Origin of the sequence: Streptomyces sp. NPDC056347, assembly GCF_042262625.1 — a bacterium.
Taxonomy (GTDB): domain Bacteria; phylum Actinomycetota; class Actinomycetes; order Streptomycetales; family Streptomycetaceae; genus Streptomyces.
This window is the reverse complement of the sequence record NZ_JBHJQP010000183.1, coordinates 1-15,628: the sequence shown is the minus strand read 5'-3', so window position 1 is coordinate 15,628 and position 15,628 is coordinate 1. Positions and strand designations below refer to the sequence as shown.

The following is a 15,628-nucleotide window of genomic DNA, read 5'->3' as shown; positions in this document are numbered from 1 at the left end:
CAGGGGGGACCCTGTGGGAGAGTAGGACGCCGCCGAACTCCTTTTGTGAATGAGCCCCGTGTCCGTCAGGACACGGGGCTTTTTCGCGTTTACCGCACCAGCACGCGGGGCTCTGCGCCGCGTCCGCCATTAGCCGGACTGGTCAGGGCTGCCCGGCTGCCTCGAGAGCGAGGTAAGCGCTGTCCCGTAGTCCCACGAGGCTGAGGGTCATGCCGTCTCCTGGTCGGCGCCGATGGCACCGGCCGAGCGAAGCGAACGCCCGAGGTCCCCGGTGAGGATGCGGGGGTGTCGCCGCCACCACCACAGGTCGGGGCCGGGGAGCCTGTGGAACTGATCGAGTGTTTGGCCGTCGTCGTCGACGGTTACGGCCTTGTACTGGTCGTCCAGAGCTTTGATCCGCGGGGTCCAGAGCTGGACGATGTGTTCGTCCAGCAGGAGCCACGCCTCGTGCAGCCAGTTTCGGCAGTAGAGGTCGTTGGTGTACTCGTAGATGTCGTCGCCGTAGCCGCGCTCGATGACGCTCACCAGGGCAGCCCACGCGTTCACCCTTTCAGCGACCGTGAATGCTGTCCGCCAGCCACGCTGGTGCAACAGCTCTCCCACCGCGGGTTCAGTAGCCACGGACGAGAGGCTCTCATGGTTGGGCCTGTGCGGCCGTTGCCGTCTCGTAGACCGCCGTCCACTGTGCGCTCTCTTTCCTCGGCCGTCTCTCCTTGACGTGTGGGGCGGCCACGGAAGCCGCCAGCACGGTGTGGCGCCGGGTGGGAGGGGTGAGAGCCGCCGAGGCGGGTGCGGTGCCCGGGCCCGCTCATCGGGCCACTTCTCGGGCCGCTGCGGTTGCGAGGAGCGGCGGCTTCGAGGCCGTCGAGCGCCCGTATGGTCAGGTACGTCTGCCGGCCGACGGCGCGGCCACCCGTACGTGAGGTCGTCGGCATCCCTGACGGGGGCCGCGAGCGGGTCGTGTGTGAGGGAAGTGAGCCCCCGCCCCGGCCAGCCGCTTCGTTGGCGGTGTAGCCGGGGCGGGGGCGAGCAGAGCGCGGTACTCCGAGGAGCGGACGATGGCGCGCGTCCGCTCCTGGACCGCCTCGTTCCAGCGTTGCGGCGGCGGTGTGGGCCCCGGCAGCCTGTCGGCCGCCGCGCTGCGGGGGCGGCGTTGGAGGCCGTGTGCGGGAGCTCGCTGGTCCAGCCCCGGAGCGTGCCGGGGCCGAGCCAGCTTGCGCCCCGCGGCCTCGGGTGAGATGTCCACGGGGGCCGCCGCTCGCGCGGATCAGTAGTTGTCCTGCCGCGATGCCCCCGCCCCCGGGACGGTGTCAGCTTCCGGTGTCGTATTCGGGCAGGCCTGCGGCCCGTCCGAGTTCGAGGTCGAGTGCCTCGCGGCGGATGCGTTGATCGACGTAGAGCAGTACCGTCACGCCGGCGGTGAGCGGGTACGTGATCATCGAGATGATCACGTCGGCGATGCCGGAGACGATCAGGAACGGCCAGTCGAGGTTCGTGGAGCCGCTCATGAAGGCGGAGCCGGCTTCGTTGCCGCCGGAGGCCACCGCGATGATCCCGAGCGGGATGCTGATGAGCAGGGCCACGACCAACGCCGCGACGAGCGTCAGCAGCATGGTCAGGGCCAGGATGCCGAACGTCCGCCACCAGGCGCCCTTGACGAGCTTCGCGGAGCGGCGCATGGAGGCGATGACCGACTGTCGCTCCAGCATCAGGGCCGGAGCGGCGAGGGAGAAACGGACCCACAGCCAGATGAGGGCGGCGAGCCCGGCCGCGCCGCCGAGAAGGACGAGTCCGGCTCCCGCGACGTCGCCGATCAGGGCTCCCGGAAACACGCCCACGGCCATGACTGCGGAGCCGAGCAGCGCCACCAACAGGGTCAGCCCCAGCAGGCGAGGAAGCCTGGACCGGGCCTCGGCCCAGGCCTCGGAGAGCGTCACGGGGCGGCCCAGGACCGAGCGACTGACCACGACCGTCAGCACGGCTGTGCAGATCAGCGTGGCGATCATGGTGATGACCAGGGACGGCAGGCTGGTGTACGCGGCCGACTGCGCGGAATCGGTGATCCGGCGTACCGCTTCCGCCGCCGTGGCGTTCGGGTCGATCGGCTCGGGCTTCGGCAGCAGGAAGCGCTCGATGGCGGTGGTCGCGATCTGGGCCAGCACGGACACCGTGAGGGTGATGCCGAGAACGGTGCGCCAGTGGGCGCGCATCGTGGAGACCGCCCCGTCGAGGATCTCGCCGACGCCGAGGGGGCGGAGCGGGATGACGCCGGGCTTGGCGGCAGCTGGCGGCTGTCCCCAGACCGGTCCGTACGGTCCACCGCCCCAGCCCGGTCCCTGCGGTCCGGCGGTCCGGCCCGTGGGAGGCGGGGACCACTGTTCCGCGGGCGGTCGCGTGGCGGATCCGTTTCCTGCCGGGCCGCTGCCGTCGACGGGTTCGGAGGGGCGGGGGACGTCGGCGCCCCGGCCCTCGGAGGGGGCGGATCCGGGCGAGGCCCGGCCCGGAGTGTCGTTCATTCTCGCTCCTTCACGGTCCCGCCCGTTGATCGGGTCGGCAGGCCGGCAGCCATCGTGTCACGCGCCGCTCCGGGTACGGACCGGTGCTCCATGTCCTTCCGCACCTTCATCTGCGGGCGGCTCAGCGGGCAGACTGGGCGGATGGCTGATCAGAACGAACAATCGCCGGCGAGCAGCACGCCTCCGATGTCTCCCGCGCTCTGCTGGGCCGAGCCCCCGGAGGGGCCCGCGCTGGTGCTCATCGACCAGACGCGCCTGCCCGCGGAGGAGGCCGAGCTGGTGTGTGCCGACGTGCCCGCCCTCGTCCGGGCGATCCGGACACTGGCGGTGCGGGGCGCCCCCTTGCTGGGCATCGCGGGGGCGTACGGAGTGGCCCTCGCGGCCGCGCGGGGGGACGACGTGGCGTCGGCCGCGGAACTGCTGGACCGTGCGCGGCCCACCGCGGTGAATCTGGGGTACGGGGTGCGGCGGGCCGCCGGGGCGTACCGGGACGCGGTCGGGAAGGGGGCGGACGCGGAGCAGGCCGCCGCGGCGGTGCTGGCCGAGGCCAGGGCGCTGCACCGGGAGGACGCCGAGGCCAGCGGGCGCATGGCGCGGCACGGCCTTGCCCTGCTGGAGGAGTTGCTGCCCGGTGGTGGCGGGCAGCGGCTGCTGACCCACTGCAATACGGGGGCGCTCGTGTCCGGCGGGGAAGGCACCGCCTTCGCGGTGGCGCTCGGCGCGCACCGGAAGGGGCGGCTGCGGCGGCTGTGGGTGGACGAGACGCGTCCGCTGCTTCAGGGCGCCCGGCTGACGGCGTACGAAGCGGCGCGCAACGGGATGCCGTACAGCCTGCTGACGGACAACGCCGCGGGCTCGCTGTTCGCCGCGGGGGAGGTGGACGCGGTGCTCATCGGGGCGGACCGTATCGCCGCCGACGGATCGGTGGCGAACAAGGTGGGGAGCTACCCGCTGGCGGTGCTCGCTAAGTACCACCACGTACCGTTCATAGTGGTCGCCCCGACCACGACCGTGGATCTGGGAACCGTGGACGGTACTTCGATCGTCGTTGAGCAGCGACCGGCGGCCGAAGTGACGGAGTTCACATCACCGCGGGCCGGATCGACGGGGCAGGGAGCCGGTGGGCTGCCCGTGGCGCCGGAGGGAACGCCCGCGTACAACCCCGCGTTCGATGTCACGCCGCCCGAGCTGGTGACGGCGATCGTCACGGAGGAGGGGGTGGTTTCGCCGGTCACAGGGGCCGGACTGGCAGCGCTGTGTGCCAGGTCATCGCAGGTAACGATTAGCTAATGGGATGATGTCGATTATGAAGGGACGCGTCCTTGTCGTCGACGACGACACCGCACTGGCCGAGATGCTCGGGATTGTGCTGCGTGGAGAAGGTTTCGAGCCGTCGTTCGTAGCGGACGGCGACAAGGCACTTGCCGCATTTCGAGAGGCCAAGCCGGACCTGGTCCTGCTCGATCTCATGCTGCCCGGTAGGGACGGCATCGAGGTCTGCAGGCTGATCAGGGCCGAGTCGGGTGTGCCGATCGTCATGCTCACGGCCAAGAGCGACACGGTCGATGTGGTGGTGGGCCTGGAGTCAGGGGCCGACGACTACATCGTCAAGCCGTTCAAACCCAAGGAGTTGGTGGCCCGTATCAGGGCACGTCTGCGCAGGTCCGAGGAGCCGGCACCGGAGCAGCTGACCATCGGTGACCTGGTCATCGACGTGGCCGGGCACTCGGTCAAGCGGGACGGGCAGTCGATCGCCCTCACCCCGCTGGAGTTCGACCTGCTGGTCGCGCTCGCCCGTAAGCCGTGGCAGGTCTTCACTCGGGAGGTGCTGCTCGAGCAGGTGTGGGGTTACCGCCACGCCGCCGACACCCGACTGGTGAACGTGCATGTCCAGCGGCTGCGCTCCAAGGTGGAGAAGGACCCGGAGCGCCCGGAGATCGTAGTGACCGTCCGAGGCGTCGGCTACAAGGCCGGACCGAGCTGACATGACCCCGAGTAGCGCTGCTCCGCAGCCCGGGGAGCCGGGAGCCCGTGCGGAGCGGGCTGCCGGTCCGGAAGACAGGGCGTCCCGGTTCGGGCGCCTTCTGCAGGGCGGCCGGTTGTTCCACGACCGGGCGCCCGGCGGCCCCGTGCCGCGCCTGCTGATGCGATGGGTGCGGCGCCCGCTGCTGCCCGCCGTACGGCTCTGGCGGCGCAATCTTCAGCTCCGGGTCGTCGCGGGCACGCTGCTCATGTCGCTCGGGGTGGTGCTGCTCCTCGGACTGGTCGTGATCGGGCAGGTGCGCAACGGCCTGCTCGAAGCCAAGGGCAAGGCCGCCCAGACCCAGGCGGCGGGCGGCTTCGCCGCGGCCCAGGAGAAGGCGAACACCCCGCTCACCCCCGGTGGCCAGCGCGGTGACCCGGCGGACGGCGCCACCGCGAACAACTCCTGGCGGACCGAGCTCGTCGACCAGCTCGCCAGCGGTGGGAAGAACGCCTTCAACGTGGTGGCGCTCAGCGCCGACGAGGGAACGCGCGCACCGCGCGGCTCGGGCAGCGTGGAAGCGGTGAGCGTCCCGCAGCGGCTGCGGGACGCGGTGAACAAGGGACCCGGGGCGTACCAGACGTACTCCGAGATCCAGTACGCCAACGGGCAGCCGCCGCAGCCCGGGCTGGTCGTGGGCAAGCGGCTCTACGACATCGACCACAATCCGTACCAGCTCTACTACCTCTTCCCGCTGACGCAGGAGGAGAAGTCGCTGACGCTGGTCAGGACCACGCTGGCGACCGCAGGGCTCTTCCTGGTCGCGCTGCTCGGGGTCATCTCCTGGTTCGTGGTGCGGCAGGTCGTCACGCCGGTACGGATGGCGGCCGGCATCGCCGAGCGGCTGTCGGCGGGCAGGCTCCAGGAGCGGATGAAGGTCACCGGCGAGGACGACATCGCCCGCCTCGGCGAGGCCTTCAACAAGATGGCGCAGAACCTCCAGCTGAAGATCCAGCAGTTGGAGGAGCTCTCCCGGATGCAGCGGCGCTTCGTCTCCGACGTCTCCCACGAACTGCGGACGCCGCTGACGACCGTACGGATGGCCGCCGACGTCATTCACGAGGCACGCAGCGATTTCGATCCCGTGACGGCGCGCTCCGCGGAACTGCTCGGGGACCAGCTCGACCGGTTCGAGTCGCTGCTCTCCGATCTGCTGGAGATCAGCCGGTTCGACGCCGGTGCCGCGGCCCTGGAAGCGGAGCCGATAGATCTGCGACAGGTCGTACGGCGGGTGATCGGCGGGGCCGAGCCGCTGGCCGAGCGCAAGGGCACCCGGATCCGGGTGGTCGGCGACGAGCAGCCGGTGATAGCGGAGGCCGACGCCCGGCGCGTCGAGCGGGTCCTGCGCAACCTCGTGGTCAACGCCGTCGAGCACGGCGAGGGCCGTGATGTCGTGGTGCGGTTGGGGGTGGCGGGCGGCGCGGTCGCCGTGGCCGTCCGGGACTACGGGGTGGGGCTCAAGCCCGGCGAGGCGACGCGGGTGTTCAACCGCTTCTGGCGGGCCGACCCGGCCCGCGCGCGGACGACCGGGGGCACCGGTCTCGGGCTCTCCATCGCGGTGGAGGACGCCCGGCTGCACGGCGGGTGGCTGCAGGCGTGGGGCGAGCCCGGCGGGGGTTCGCAGTTCCGCCTGACCCTGCCGCGTACGGCGGACGAGCCGTTGCGCGGGTCGCCGATACCGCTGGAGCCCGAGGACTCCCGCGGCAACCGGGAGCGCCGTGAACGGCCCGTCGTACCGAAGACGGGGAGCGAGCACCGGCTGACGGCTGTGCCGAGCCAGCCCGATGGCCAGGACAGGTCCGCGCTTTCCGTACCGCCCCGTGCTCCCGCCGCGCCGCGGCCGGGGTCGGCTTCGGTGCATCCGGCGGCCCTGCCCGGGAGCGGGGCCCGGGTGGTCGCCCGCCATGCCGAGGAGCGGCCGGGCGGCGAATCGGACACGGTGGTGCAGGACCCGGAGCGGGGAGGGGCGAATCGTGGGCACTGACCTTCACGGGGACGGCCGGGGGCGGGTGCTGGGGCTGTCCGCCCTGATCGGATGCGGTGCGATGCTGCTGTCCGCGTGCGGCTCGATGCCGGTCACCGGGGACGTGAAGGCGGTCGACGCCTCCCAGCCCGGCGATTCCCAGGTACAGGTGTACGCCGTCGCCCCGCGTGACGACGCCACTCCCAACGAGGTGGTCGACGGCTTCCTGGAGTCGATGACCAGTGACGATCCGCTTTTCAGGACGACCCGCCAGTACCTGACGAGGGATGCGGCGGCGGCCTGGAAGCCGAGTGCCTCCACCACGGTGCTCACCAAGGCACCCACCAGGAAGGACGGTCCGCTGCGTGACAGCGACCGCAATATCACCGAGGCCACCTACACGCTGACCGGTGAGGAGGTGGCGACGGTCGACGCCCAGAACGCCTACCAGCCGCTCGCGCCCACCGAGTACCGGCAGACCCTGCATCTGGTGAAGGAGAACGGGCCGGACGGCAAGGAGTGGCGGATCGACCACGTACCGGACGGCCTGCTGCTCGGGCAGTCGGACTTCCGGCGGCTCTACCGCTCCGTGAACAAGTACTACTTCGCGGCGGGCCGGTCCGAGGGGCAGCCGACGCTGGTCGCCGACCCCGTCTACCTCCGCAGCCGGACGGATCCCGTCACGGGGATGGACACCGTGACGCAGTCCGTGCGCAGTCTGCTGGCGGGGCCGACCGACTGGCTGCGCCCGTCGGTGGCGTCCCGGTTCCCGTCCGGTACGGCGCTGCAGAAGGGCGTCACGTCGCTGGCCCCCGACGACCGCAACGTGCTCAAGGTGCCGCTCGACAAGAAGGCGGACGGTGTCGGGCAGCGCTCCTGCCGCATGATGGCCTCGCAGATCCTCTACACGCTGAAGGACCTGACGTCGGCACGGGTCGAGCAGGTCGAGCTGCAGCGCTCCGACGGCTCCCAGCTGTGCCTGCTCGGTACGGACCAGGCGGAGGAGTTCGCCCCCGACGGTTCGTCGAGTGGGCCGGACAGTCAGTATTTCGTCGACGACAAGGGGCGCGTGGAGCGAATACCCGGCTCCACCAAGGGCAGCGGGATACCGGAGCCGGTGTCCGGCCCGTTCGGTGACGGGCCGGTACGGATGGGCGCGGTCGGCGTGGCCCGGGACGAGCAGTCGGCCGCGGCGGTCTCGCACGACGGAACGTCTCTCTACGTGTCGTCCATCATCTCGGACGACGGGCTTCCCGAGGCCTCGGTGATCAGCCGCGCCCACAAGGCGAAGGACCGGCTGTCGGCCCCGAGCTGGGACGCCCGGGGCGATCTGTGGGTCGCCGACCGGGACCCCGGCAACCCGAGACTGCTGCGGCTGCCCGGGGGCACCGGCGACCCGCAGGAGGTCGGGGTGCCCGAGCTGGGCGATGGCCGGATCGAGGCGGTGCGCATGTCGGCCGACGGTGTGCGGGTCGCCCTGCTGGTGAGCGAGGACGGGCGCAACACGCTCCAGATCGGCCGGATCGAGCGGCGTGGGCCGGTGGCGGCACAGAAGGTGTCGGTGGTGGACCTGCGCCAGGCGGCGCCGCAGCTGACGGATGTGACGGCGATGTCCTGGTCGGGCCGCAGCCGTCTGGTGGTGGTCGGCAAGGAGCAGGACGGCGTGCAGCAGGTGCGCTATGTGCAGGCGGACGGTTCGACGTCCGCGTCGGGTGTGCTGCCGGGGGTCAACCAGGTGTCGTCGGTCGCGGCGGCGGACGACGAGCAGCTTCCGCTGATGGCGGCCACGTCCAGCGACGGGATCGTCAAGCTGTCGCCCGGCGACAACTGGCAGACGGTGGTCAAGGGCGGCTTCTCACTGGTCTACCCGGGCTGAGGGATCTCCGGCTGAGGGATCTCCGAAGGCGCGGTCGGGGCGTCCCGGGCGCGCGGAGTGGCGCGCCGGCGACCGGAATCGCGCCCGCCGTCGCTCCCGGGCGTGCGGGGTGGCGCGTCGGCGGGTCCGGCCGGGGTTTTCCACAGCGGTGGCCGGTTCGCGGGAGGAAGCGCACAGTGGGGTCATGCGGGGGTGGTGGCGTGAGATCTCCGGCCTGGTGCTGCCGGTGTCCTGCGGCGGCTGCGGCAGGCCGCGCGTGGAGCTGTGCCAGGAGTGCCGCGTGGCGCTGTACGGCGGGGTTCCGCGCCGGGTGAGACCCGCTCCGGAACCGGCGGGGCTGCCGGTGGTGCACGCGGCCGCCGCGTACGAGAACGCGGTGCGGGCCGTGCTGCTGGCCCACAAGGAGCGTGGCGAGCTGGGACTGGCCGGGGCGCTCGGTACGGCGCTGGCGGGTGCGGTGCGGGAGGGCGCGGTGCGGGCCGGGACGGTGGCCGGTTCGCTGCTGCTCGTACCGGTGCCGTCGGCGCGGCGCGCGGTGGCGGCGCGGGGCCATGACCCGACGCGGCGAATCGCCCGGGCCGCGGCACGGGAGCTGCGGCGCGACGGCGTCCGGGCCCAGGTGGTGCCGCTGCTGCGGCAGCGGCGGGCCGTGGCCGACCAGGCGGGGCTGGACGCCCGGAGCCGGCAGACGAACCTGGCGGGGGCGCTGGAGGTGGTGGCCGGGGGAGAGCGGCTCCTCGCGGCCGGCCGGGTGGTGCTGGTGGACGACCTCCTGACGACCGGGGCCACGCTCGCCGAGGCGGCGCGGGCGGTGCGGGAGGCGCGGGACGCACCGCGGGGTGCGGGACCGGACCCGTGTGGGCGGGTCGGCTTCGCCCGGGAAGGCGGCGGGCAGGCGGCCGTTGTCGCGGTATCTCCATCGGCCTTCGAAATAAACCGGAACTCTCGATGAACTCCCTGCGTTGCAGGTAATGAGTAGGAAAAACAGCCCGATCGGAGGTACGTGCGAGTAGCGGGTGCCGATATCCGGCCAGGCAGGCTATGTTCGGTTGTGAGGAATGGTGAACGCCGGACCTCGCTGAATGCACCGCCAGGTTTCGGGCAGGCAACACACCGGTAGTCCAGACGCTGGAATTCGGTGGGGCCGAGGCTCCGCCGATGGGGGAGGAGGAGGTGGAAGTCACCGAGTCCGCGGCTCCGGTCGTCACCGGGGCCTGGTGCAAAAGGGAGATGCTCCGCCGCTGAGCGGAGCGATCCGGGAACGGAGTTCTGCGTGGACATCGTCGTCAAGGGCCGCAAGACCGAGGTGCCCGAGCGGTTCCGCAAGCACGTGGCCGAGAAGCTGAAGCTGGACAAGATCCAGAAGTTTGACGGCAAGGTGATCAGCCTCGACGTCGAGGTGTCCAAGGAGCCGAATCCCCGTCAGGCCGACCGTTCCGACCGGGTGGAGATCACGCTCCGCTCGCGTGGCCCGGTCATCCGGGCGGAGGCGGCCGCAGGCGATCCGTACGCAGCGCTGGACCTGGCCACCGGCAAGCTGGAGGCGCGGCTGCGCAAGCAGCACGACAAGCGCTACAGCCGCCGGGGCAGTGGCCGGATTCCCGCTGCGGAGGTCGCCGAGATCGTGCCGGGGGCGGCGTCGTTCAACGGTGACGGCGAGCTGGTCGCCGACGAGGCGACCGATTCCGTGCCCACCACCAGGATCGGCTCGCTGGAGGTGCAGGGCGAGGGTCCGCTGGTGATGCGCGAGAAGACGCACGTCGCCGCGCCGATGTCGCTCGACCAGGCGCTCTACGAGATGGAGCTGGTCGGGCACGACTTCTATCTGTTCGTCGACTCCGAGACCAAGGAACCCAGTGTCGTCTACCGGCGGCATGCCTACGACTACGGCGTCATCCATCTGAGGACCGACCCGCTGGCCGCCGACGAGGCGGGCGGCGCGGGCGGCGCGCTCGGCGGCTGACATCGTCCCTCCGCGGGTGCCCCTGGAGTGCCTGTGCGCCCCCAGGGGCATCCGCGTGCGACCACAGGATCACCGCTCCGAGGTCCGGGCATGGAATCATGGCGTCCCAGGCCAACCGGGGTTCTGTGAACTGCCGTTGGCGCACAGTGTGTGGACTTCAGGCCATGGCCTTCAGGGGGAGGAACGATGGCGGACGCCTTCGGGCCCGTGCGTGACGCGAATGACGCCGACGAGATCGCCGGTGCCGGCGCGGACAGCGGTTTCCGCAAGGAGCCGATCAGAGTTCTCGTGGTGGACGACCACGCCCTCTTCCGCCGGGGGCTGGAGATCGTCCTCGCCCAGGAGGAGGACATCCAGGTCGTCGGTGAGGCGGGCGACGGGTCGGAGGCGGTCGACCAGGCCGCCGACCTGCTCCCCGACATCGTGCTGATGGACGTACGGATGCCCAAGCGCGGCGGCATCGAGGCGTGCACGGCCATCAAGGAGGTGGCCCCCAGTGCGAAGATCATCATGCTGACGATCAGCGACGAGGAGGCCGACCTCTACGACGCCATCAAGGCCGGAGCCACCGGCTACCTCCTCAAGGAGATCTCCACGGACGAGGTGGCCACGGCCATTCGCGCGGTCGCCGACGGACAGTCCCAGATCAGTCCTTCCATGGCGTCCAAACTGCTCACCGAGTTCAAATCGATGATCCAGCGGACCGACGAGCGCAGACTGGTTCCCGCGCCGCGCCTCACCGACCGTGAACTCGAAGTCCTCAAGCTCGTCGCCACGGGTATGAACAATCGCGATATCGCGAAGGAACTGTTCATTTCCGAGAACACCGTGAAGAACCACGTCCGCAACATTCTGGAGAAGCTGCAGCTGCACTCCAGGATGGAGGCCGTGGTCTATGCGATGAGGGAGAAGATCCTGGAGATCCGGTGAGGACGGACGGCGGGAAGCACCGGTCCGGGCACGGCGTCGAGCACCGGCTCAGGCCAGGGCGCGGGCAAGCTCCCGGGTGAGCGGTTCGCGCAGCTCCGGTGCGTCGACCCTTTCCACCCGGACGTCGGTGCACCCGACCCAGGACGCGGCCTCCACCAGCGCCTCGGCCATCGGTGCGACGGCCTTCCCGCCCGCCATCGACACCTGCCGGGCGACCAGGGTGGAGCCCTCGCGCGCCGGATCGACCCGGCCCAGCAGCTTCCCGCCCGCCAGCAGGGGCATCGCGAAGTATCCGTGGACCCGCCTGGGCTTGGGGACGTAGGCCTCCAGGCGGTGGGTGAAGCCGAAGATCCGCTCGGTGCGCGCACGTTCCCAGACCAGTGAGTCGAACGGCGACAACAGGGTCGTACGGTGCCGCCCGCGCGGCTCGGAGGCCAGTGCCGCGGGGTCCGCCCAGGCGGGCTTCGCCCAGCCCTGGACCGTCACCGGCACCAGCCCGGAGTCCGCCACCACCGCGTCGAACTGCTCGGCCTTCAGCCGGTGGTAGTCCGCGATGTCCGCCCGGGTGCCCACGCCCAGGGACTGCCCGGCGAGCGCGACCAGCCGCCGCAGGCACTCCGCGTCGTCCAGGTCCTCGTGCAGCACGGCGTCGGGCAGGGCGCGCTCGGCGAGGTCGTACACCCGCTTCCAGCCGCGCCGCGCGGTGCACACCACTTCGCCGTACATCAGGGCGCGCTCGACGGCGACCTTCGACGCCGACCAGTCCCACCACTCCCCGCCGTTCTTGGCGCCGCCCAGCTCCGTGGCCGTCAGCGGGCCCTCGGCGCGCAGCTGCTCGATCACCGTCCCGTACGCGCCGTCCGGCAGCTCGTGGGCCCAGTGCGGGCGGGAGCGGTAGGCACGGCGGCGGAAGGCGAAGTGCGGCCACTCCTCGACCGGCAGGACGCACGCCGCGTGCGACCAGTACTCGAAGGCGCGGCCACCCGCCCAGTACGCCTCCTCCACGGTGCGCCGGCCGACCGCGCCGAGGCGCGCGTAAGGGATCAGCTCGTGGGACCGGGCGAGCACCGAGATCGTGTCGAGCTGCACCGCGCCGAGGTGCCGCAGCACGCCCGGGACCCCGGAGCGGCGGTCCGGGGCGCCGAGGAAGCCCTGGGCGCGCAGCGCGATCCTGCGGGCCTGGTCGGCGGAGAGTTCAACGGCGGGCGGCGGGACAGGCGTCATGCCCCGCACCCTAGAGGCAGGCACTGACAGCCGGTCGTGGGGCCGTGGAGCCCGGGCGGCCGTCCGGGGGCGGACGGACACTTTTCGGGGGTTCCCGGCACCTTCGGAGCGTCCCGGCCGTTGATCCGGGAGGGAACGGCGGGGCCAACGCGGCGGCGGCCCTCCCGGCGCGGCGGGGTCCTCGCTTACGATGGCCGTTGCGGTGGGGCCCACCTGCCGTGCCCGCGCCAGAGTCCATCCAACGACCCAGTGCCAGGCCCGACCGGCAAGGAGACCAGCCTCAGTGTCCGTCTTCAACAAGCTCATGCGTGCAGGCGAAGGCAAGATCCTGCGCAAACTGCACCGCATCGCGGACCAGGTCAGCTCCATCGAAGAGGACTTCGTCAACCTCTCCGACGCCGAGCTGCGGGCGCTCACCGACGAGTACAAGGAACGGTACGCGGACGGCGAGAGCCTGGACGACCTGCTTCCCGAGGCGTTCGCGACCGTCCGCGAGGCGGCCAAGCGCGTTCTCGGCCAGCGCCACTACGACGTTCAGATGATGGGCGGCGCAGCCCTCCACCTCGGCTACGTGGCCGAGATGAAGACCGGCGAGGGCAAGACCCTGGTCGGCACCCTGCCGGCGTATCTCAACGCGCTGTCCGGCAAGGGCGTGCACCTGATCACGGTCAACGACTACCTGGCCGAGCGCGACTCGGAGCTGACGGGCCGTGTCCACAAGTTCCTCGGCCTGACCGTGGGCTGCATCATCGCCAACATGACCCCGGCCCAGCGCCGTGAGCAGTACGCGTGCGACATCACGTACGGCACGAACAACGAGTTCGGCTTCGACTACCTCCGCGACAACATGGCGTGGTCGGCGGACGAACTCGTCCAGCGGGGCCACAACTTCGCGGTGGTCGACGAGGTCGACTCGATCCTCGTCGACGAGGCCCGTACGCCGCTGATCATCTCCGGTCCGGCCGACCAGGCCACCAAGTGGTACGGCGACTTCGCCAAGCTGGTCACGCGGCTGACCAAGGGCGAGGCGGGCAACCCGCTCAAGGGCATCGAGGAGACGGGCGACTACGAGGTCGACGAGAAGAAGCGGACCGTCGCCATCCACGAGCCCGGTGTCTCGAAGGTCGAGGACTGGCTCGGGATCGAGAACCTCTACGAGTCGGTGAACACCCCGCTCGTCGGGTACCTCAACAACGCCATCAAGGCGAAGGAACTCTTCAAGAAGGACAAGGACTACGTCGTCATCGACGGCGAAGTCATGATCGTCGACGAGCACACCGGCCGTATCCTCGCCGGCCGCCGCTACAACGAGGGCATGCACCAGGCGATCGAGGCGAAGGAAGGGGTGGACATCAAGGACGAGAACCAGACCCTCGCCACGATCACCCTGCAGAACTTCTTCCGCCTCTACGGCAAGCTCTCCGGCATGACCGGTACGGCGATGACCGAGGCCGCCGAGTTCCACCAGATCTACAAGCTCGGTGTGGTGCCGATCCCGACCAACCGGCCGATGGTCCGTGCCGACCAGTCGGACCTGATCTACCGCACCGAGGTCGCGAAGTTCGCCGCCGTCGTCGACGACATCGCCGAGAAGCACGAGAAGGGGCAGCCGATCCTCGTCGGCACCACTTCGGTCGAGAAGTCCGAGTACCTCTCGCAGCAGCTCTCCAAGCGCGGTGTCCAGCACGAGGTCCTCAACGCCAAGCAGCACGACCGCGAGGCGACGATCGTCGCCCAGGCCGGCCGCAAGGGCGCGGTCACGGTCGCGACGAACATGGCCGGCCGAGGCACCGACATCAAGCTCGGCGGCAACCCCGACGACCTCGCCGAGGCGGAGCTGCGCCAGCGCGGCCTCGACCCCGTCGAGCACGTCGAGGAGTGGGCGGCCGCGCTGCCGACCGCGCTGGAGAAGGCCGAACAGGCCGTGAAGGCGGAGTTCGAGGAGGTCAAGGAGCTCGGCGGGCTGTACGTCCTGGGCACCGAGCGCCACGAGTCCCGCCGGATCGACAACCAGCTGCGCGGCCGTTCCGGCCGTCAGGGCGACCCGGGCGAGTCCCGCTTCTACCTGTCGCTCGGCGACGACCTGATGCGGTTGTTCAAGGCGCAGATGGTCGAGCGCGTCATGTCGATGGCCAATGTGCCCGACGACGTGCCGATCGAGAACAAGATGGTGACCCGGGCGATCGCCTCGGCGCAGTCGCAGGTCGAGCAGCAGAACTTCGAGACGCGCAAGAACGTCCTGAAGTACGACGAGGTGCTCAACCGCCAGCGCGAGGTCATCTACGGCGAGCGCCGCCGGGTCCTGGAGGGCGAGGATCTGCAGGACCAGATCCGCCACTTCATGGACGACACGATCGACGACTACATCCGCCAGGAGACCGCCGAGGGCTTCGCGGAGGAGTGGGACCTCGACCGGCTGTGGGGCGCGTTCAAGCAGCTCTACCCGGTGAAGGTCACCGTCGAGGAGCTGGAGGACGCGGCCGGTGACCGGGCCGGGATCACGGCCGAGTTCATCGGTGAGTCCGTCAAGGACGACATCCACGAGCAGTACGACGCGCGCGAGAAGCAGCTCGGCTCGGACATCATGCGCGAGCTGGAGCGGCGTGTGGTGCTGTCCGTCCTGGACCGCAAGTGGCGTGAGCACCTCTACGAGATGGATTACCTCCAGGAGGGCATCGGCCTCCGTGCCATGGCGCAGAAGGACCCGCTGGTCGAGTACCAGCGTGAGGGCTTCGACATGTTCAACGCCATGATGGAGGGCATCAAGGAGGAGTCCGTCGGCTACCTGTTCAACCTGGAGGTCCAGGTCGAGCAGCAGGTCGAGGAGGTCCCGGTGCAGGAGGACGCGGCCGAGCCGACCTCGCTCGTCAAGGAGGAGGCCGTTCCGGCGGCGCGTCCGGAGATCCGGGCCAAGGGGCTCGACGCCCCGCAGCGTCCGGACCGGCTGCACTTCTCCGCCCCCACGGTGGACGGGGAGGGCGGTGTCGTCGAGGGCGACTTCTCCAGCGGCGGCGCGGCCGGCTCCGAGTCGGACGGGCTGACCCGGGCGGAGCGGCGCAAGGCGCAGAAGAGCGGTGGCGGACGGCGCCGCAAGAAGTGATGTGATGACGGCCGCCCGTCACCGCCGACCAGG

At 70.7% G+C, this 15,628-nt stretch carries 11 protein-coding genes; 8 read left to right on the top strand and 3 right to left on the bottom strand.

The window, feature by feature from the left end:
- Window positions 1–207: 207 nt before the first annotated feature.
- A complete protein-coding gene (locus ACFCV8_RS30505) occupies window positions 208–621 on the bottom strand; it encodes a hypothetical protein (RefSeq protein WP_376688716.1) in 414 nt (137 codons plus the stop codon).
- Between the two features lie 689 nt (window positions 622–1,310).
- Entirely contained in the window at window positions 1,311–2,516 is a 1,206-nt protein-coding gene (locus tag ACFCV8_RS30500) for a glycerophosphoryl diester phosphodiesterase membrane domain-containing protein (protein WP_376688715.1), read from the bottom strand.
- 141 nt (window positions 2,517–2,657) lie between these two features.
- Between ACFCV8_RS30500 and mtnA the strand changes: the two genes are divergently transcribed.
- From mtnA to ACFCV8_RS30465, 7 genes are all read left to right on the top strand, one after another.
- Window positions 2,658–3,806, top strand: coding sequence for an S-methyl-5-thioribose-1-phosphate isomerase (mtnA, locus tag ACFCV8_RS30495; protein WP_376688714.1), 1,149 nt, complete (start codon window positions 2,658–2,660; stop codon window positions 3,804–3,806).
- Between the two features lie 4 nt (window positions 3,807–3,810).
- The gene (gene mtrA / locus ACFCV8_RS30490) at window positions 3,811–4,500 is read left to right on the top strand and encodes a two-component system response regulator MtrA (protein WP_187740742.1); all 690 of its coding nucleotides are present in this window, start codon (window positions 3,811–3,813) and stop codon (window positions 4,498–4,500) included.
- Window position 4,501: 1 nt separating this feature from the next.
- On the top strand, window positions 4,502–6,523 hold the full coding sequence (mtrB, locus tag ACFCV8_RS30485) for an MtrAB system histidine kinase MtrB (protein WP_376688713.1): 2,022 nt from the start codon (window positions 4,502–4,504) through the stop codon (window positions 6,521–6,523).
- Window positions 6,524–6,584: 61 nt separating this feature from the next.
- Window positions 6,585–8,378 carry an LpqB family beta-propeller domain-containing protein gene (locus tag ACFCV8_RS30480; RefSeq protein WP_376688717.1) on the top strand — a complete coding sequence of 598 codons (1,794 nt, stop codon included), beginning with the start codon at window positions 6,585–6,587 and terminating at the stop codon, window positions 8,376–8,378.
- A gap of 184 nt (window positions 8,379–8,562) precedes the next feature.
- The gene (locus tag ACFCV8_RS30475; RefSeq protein ID WP_376688712.1) at window positions 8,563–9,330 is read left to right on the top strand and encodes a ComF family protein; all 768 of its coding nucleotides are present in this window, start codon (window positions 8,563–8,565) and stop codon (window positions 9,328–9,330) included.
- Window positions 9,331–9,651: 321 nt separating this feature from the next.
- Entirely contained in the window at window positions 9,652–10,341 is a 690-nt protein-coding gene (hpf, locus tag ACFCV8_RS30470; RefSeq protein WP_376688711.1) for a ribosome hibernation-promoting factor, HPF/YfiA family, read from the top strand.
- Between the two features lie 186 nt (window positions 10,342–10,527).
- Window positions 10,528–11,271: a response regulator gene (locus ACFCV8_RS30465; RefSeq protein ID WP_376688710.1), complete on the top strand. Its 744-nt coding sequence runs from the start codon at window positions 10,528–10,530 to the stop codon at window positions 11,269–11,271.
- Between the two features lie 48 nt (window positions 11,272–11,319).
- Here the strand turns inward: ACFCV8_RS30465 and ACFCV8_RS30460 are convergent, their stop codons facing one another.
- Window positions 11,320–12,495, bottom strand: coding sequence for a winged helix-turn-helix domain-containing protein (locus tag ACFCV8_RS30460; RefSeq protein ID WP_376688709.1), 1,176 nt, complete (start codon window positions 12,493–12,495; stop codon window positions 11,320–11,322).
- 283 nt (window positions 12,496–12,778) lie between these two features.
- Between ACFCV8_RS30460 and secA the strand changes: the two genes are divergently transcribed.
- On the top strand, window positions 12,779–15,595 hold the full coding sequence (gene secA, locus ACFCV8_RS30455) for a preprotein translocase subunit SecA (protein ID WP_376688708.1): 2,817 nt from the start codon (window positions 12,779–12,781) through the stop codon (window positions 15,593–15,595).
- Window positions 15,596–15,628 lie beyond the last annotated feature (33 nt).

Excerpts from the sequence above, each read along its gene's own strand:
- ACFCV8_RS30465 (WP_376688710.1), top strand. The coding sequence starts at position 10,528 with ATGGCGGACGCCTTCGGGCCCGTGCGTGACGCGAATGACGCCGACGAG.
- mtnA (WP_376688714.1), top strand. The coding sequence starts at position 2,658 with ATGGCTGATCAGAACGAACAATCGCCGGCGAGCAGCACGCCTCCGATG.
- mtrA (WP_187740742.1), top strand. The coding sequence starts at position 3,811 with ATGATGTCGATTATGAAGGGACGCGTCCTTGTCGTCGACGACGACACC.
- ACFCV8_RS30460 (WP_376688709.1), bottom strand. The coding sequence starts at position 12,495 with ATGACGCCTGTCCCGCCGCCCGCCGTTGAACTCTCCGCCGACCAGGCC.
- ACFCV8_RS30480 (WP_376688717.1), top strand. The coding sequence starts at position 6,585 with ATGCTGCTGTCCGCGTGCGGCTCGATGCCGGTCACCGGGGACGTGAAG.
- ACFCV8_RS30475 (WP_376688712.1), top strand. The coding sequence starts at position 8,563 with ATGCGGGGGTGGTGGCGTGAGATCTCCGGCCTGGTGCTGCCGGTGTCC.
- mtrB (WP_376688713.1), top strand. The coding sequence starts at position 4,502 with ATGACCCCGAGTAGCGCTGCTCCGCAGCCCGGGGAGCCGGGAGCCCGT.
- ACFCV8_RS30500 (WP_376688715.1), bottom strand. The coding sequence starts at position 2,516 with ATGAACGACACTCCGGGCCGGGCCTCGCCCGGATCCGCCCCCTCCGAG.